The organism is Streptomyces sp. NPDC047072 (genome assembly GCF_040643855.1).
In the GTDB taxonomy this organism is placed as follows: Bacteria; Actinomycetota; Actinomycetes; order Streptomycetales; family Streptomycetaceae; genus Streptomyces.
On record NZ_JBEYVC010000334.1, the window covers coordinates 1 to 3,763 of the forward strand.

The following is a 3,763-nucleotide window of genomic DNA, read 5'->3' on the forward strand; positions in this document are numbered from 1 at the left end:
GCCGGCACCGAGCAGGTGACCACGTTGCCCGGTGCGGCGTTCTTCGCGCTCCTCGACCGGGAACGCGAACCGGCCGTCCTGGCCGCGCTGTTGCCCGCGGCGGCTCAGCGTGGCGGGTCGGGCGAGGGCGTCAGTGACGTCCGGGAACTCGTCCACCGCACCGGTCTGCTCCTCGTCGGTACCCCCGACGGCGCGTCCCGCTTCGACCGGGCCCTCGTCGACCTGGGCCGCCATGTCCCCGGCTTCGCCGCGCTGGTGGCCGGCTGGCTGACCGACACTCCGCAGGACTGGGCGGCGGTCGTCGGCCCCAGCACCCGCCGGATGATCGAGAACCTCGCCGGAGCACGGGTTCCCGCCTGAGTTCGTGTGGGTCGGATCACAGGCCCATGCCGATGCAGGTGCCGGGCGCCCGGCATGGCACCCTTAGACGCAACCCTTGCGTCGACGCAAGGTTGCCTATGTGGCAAAGACGGACACGGGTTTGCGAGGAGCGGTCACAGTGCAGCGCTGGCGTGGCTTGGAGGACATCCCCGAGGACTGGGGGCGCAGCGTCGTCACCATCGGTTCCTACGACGGGGTCCACCGCGGACACCAGCTGATCATCCGGCATGCCGTGGACCGCGCCCGGGAGCTGGGCGTGCCCTCCGTCGTCGTCACCTTCGACCCGCATCCCAGCGAGGTCGTCCGCCCCGGCAGCCACCCACCGCTGCTCGCCCCGCACCACCGGCGCGCCGAGCTGATGGCCGAGCTGGGCGTGGACGCGGTGCTGATCCTCCCGTTCACCACGGAGTTCTCCAAGCTCTCGCCCGCCGACTTCGTCGTGAAGGTCCTCGTCGACAAGCTGCACGCGCGCGCGGTCGTCGAGGGCCCCAACTTCCGCTTCGGCCACAAGGCCGCGGGCAACGTCGAGTTCCTCACCGAGCAGGGCAAGACGTACGACTTCGAGGTCGAGGTCGTCGACCTGTACGTGACCGGGGAGGCGGGCGGCGGGCGGCCGTTCTCGTCGACCCTGACGCGCCGCCTGATCGCCGAGGGCGACCTCGCGGGCGCCGCCGAGATCCTGGGCCGCCCGCACCGGGTGGAGGGCGTGGTCGTACGAGGTGCGCAGCGGGGGCGGGAGCTGGGCTTCCCCACGGCGAACGTCGAGACCCTCCCGCACACCGCCATCCCCGCCGACGGCGTCTACGCCGGCTGGCTGCACGCGCAGGACGAGGCGATGCCGGCCGCGATCTCCGTCGGCACCAACCCGCAGTTCGACGGGACCGAGCGCACGGTGGAGGCGTACGCCATCGACCGCGTCGGGCTCGACCTGTACGGGCTGCATGTCGCCGTCGACTTCCTCGCCTATGTGCGTGGGCAGCAGAAGTTCGACTCGCTGGACGCGCTGCTGAAGGCGATGGCGGTGGATGTGCAGCGGTGCCGGGAGCTGATCGAGGACGCGGCGGGCTGACGTCCCCGGACATGGGAGAGGGCCGGCACCTTCGGGGTGCCGGCCCTCCTTTCGTCTCGCCTACTGCTGCGGCGGCTGACCCGCGTTCGGGTCGTACGGCGGCTGCGGGAAACCGGGCTGCGGCTGACCGGGTTGCCCGGGCTGGCCCGTCTGCCAGGGCTGGCCGGGCTGGGCACCGGGGAAGCCCTGGAAGGGCGGCTGCTGCTGGGGCTGCGGCTGTCCGGGCGGGGCCTGCTGCGGCTGGCCCGGCATCGGGGGCGCCATGGTCGGCGGCTGCGCACCGCCCGTCCACAGCCCCTGCTCCTGCTGGGCGCGGACGAAGTCCTCGGCCACCATCGTGGCGAGGTCGAAGTACGCCTCGCGGACCTTGGGCCGCATCATGTCGAGGTCGACCTCGGCCCCGGCCGCGAGGTGCTCGTCGAAGGGCACCACGATGACGCCCCGGCAGCGCTGCTCGAAGTGCGTGACGATGTCCTCGACCTTGATCATCTTGCCGGTCTCGCGGACACCGGAGATGACCGTGATGGACCGGGAGACCAGGGCCGCGTACCCGTGGGCGGAGAGCCAGTCCAGGGTCGTACTGGCGCTGGAGGCGCCGTCCACCGACGGGGTCGAGATGATGATCAGCTGGTCGGCGAGGTCGAGCACCCCGCGCATGGCGCTGTAGAGCAGACCGGTGCCCGAGTCGGTGAGGATGATCGGGTACTGGCGGCCCAGGACGTCGATCGCGCGCCGGTAGTCCTCGTCGTTGAACGTCGTGGAGACGGCCGGGTCGACGTCGTTGGCGATGATCTCCAGACCCGAGGGGGCCTGGGAGGTGAACCGCCGGATGTCCATGTAGGAGTTGAGGTACGGGATCGCCTGGACCAGGTCGCGGATGGTGGCCCCGGTCTCGCGGCGCACCCGGCGGCCGAGGGTGCCGGCGTCCGGGTTGGCGTCGATGGCGAGGATCTTGTCCTGGCGCTCGGTGGCGAGGGTCGAGCCGAGGGCGGTGGTCGTGGTGGTCTTGCCCACGCCGCCCTTGAGGCTGATCACCGCGATCCGGTAGCAGGAGAGCACCGGCGTGCGGATCAGGTCGAGCTTGCGCTGCCGCTCGGCCTCCTCCTTCTTGCCGCCGATCTTGAACTTCGAGCCGCCGGGGGCGGGTCGGCTGCTCTTCGCCTTCTGCTTCTTGCTGTTGACCAGGCGGTCGGAGGTCAGCTCGACGGCCGCGTTGTAGCCGAGGGGCGCGCCCGCGCCGCCGACCTGCGGACGCTGGTCGTGCTGGACGGCCTGCGGCCAGGCGGCACCGGTGCGCGGGTCCACGGCGCCCTGCGGGGGCTGGCCGGGGTGCGCGGCGTTCGGGTCGTACGGCGGCTGCGGGGCCGGCGGTTGGCCGGGCTGACCCGGGTGGCCGTACTGGGCCTGCTGGCCCTGCTGGTCCGGAGCGGGCGGCTGCGGGAAGCCGTAACCGCTCTGGGGCTGCTGGGGTGCCGGGGGCTGCGGGAAGCCGTAACCGCCCTGCTGGGCCGGGGGAGCGGGGGGCTGGGGGAAGCCGTAACCGCCCTGGGCGGGGGGATGCGGGTAGCCGTAACCGCCCTGCTCGGGCTGGGGTGCCGGCGGCTGGGGGTAGCCGTAGCCGCTCGGCGGGGCCGGGGGCGCGGGCGTGGGTTGCTGCGGGTCGGCGGGCCAGCCGGGCGGGGACTGCGGGGCCTGAGGGGCCTGAGGGGCCTGTGGTTGGGTCGCGGTCGGCTGCGTCGAGGGGTGCGCCGGGGGCTGTGTCGTCCACTCCGGTGCGGAGGCCGGAGCGGAGGCCGGTGCGCCTGCGGCGAACTGCGGGGGCAGCGGGGGGACGGCGCCCTGGGGCGCGGGCGGGGGGCGGAAGGCGGAGGGGTCCTGGGCGGTGGCCTGCGGCGCGGGAGCCGGGGGCTGGGGTTGGTACTCCGGTGCGGCGGGCTGCTGGTCCGGGGTGGTGTTCTGCGGTGCCGGGGCGCCGGGGTGCTGGTCCGGGGTGGCGGATTGCTGGTCAGGGGCGGGGGCCTGCGGTGCCGGCGCGGCTGCCTGGTCCTCCGGGGCGTGGGCCTGGGCTGCATGCGCGCCCGGCTGCTGGTCGGGAGCGGGCGCCTGCGGCTCCGGTGCCGGGTTCTGGTGGTCCGGGGCGGGCTGCTGGGCGGGTGCGGTCTCGTGCTCCGGTACGGCGGGCTGCGCGGCCGGGTCGGGGGATGCGGGCGGGGTGGCCTGGGGCGCGGCGGGGGTGGCTTCGGCGTCGCCGGTCGGGCAGGCTCGCGAGGAGTTCGGGGGTGACGCGGACCGGGGGCGTGTCGGCGATCGGCC

3 protein-coding genes are annotated in these 3,763 nt (G+C 74.0%); 2 read left to right on the plus strand and 1 reads right to left on the minus strand.

Going from position 1 to position 3,763, the window contains the following annotated elements:
* Together ABZ896_RS52240 and ABZ896_RS52245 are read left to right on the plus strand one after the other, a co-directional pair.
* Positions 1-360: hypothetical protein (locus tag ABZ896_RS52240; protein WP_360946441.1), on the plus strand; the 360-nt coding region annotated here is incomplete at its 5' end.
* Between the two features lie 139 nt (positions 361-499).
* Positions 500-1,450 (plus strand): bifunctional riboflavin kinase/FAD synthetase, encoded by a 951-nt coding sequence (locus ABZ896_RS52245; protein ID WP_360946444.1) that lies wholly within the window; start codon positions 500-502, stop codon positions 1,448-1,450.
* A gap of 60 nt (positions 1,451-1,510) precedes the next feature.
* Here ABZ896_RS52245 and ABZ896_RS52250 read toward each other — a convergent pair.
* A partial coding sequence (locus ABZ896_RS52250; protein WP_360946447.1) for an AAA family ATPase occupies positions 1,511-3,763 on the minus strand: 2,253 nt, incomplete at its 5' end.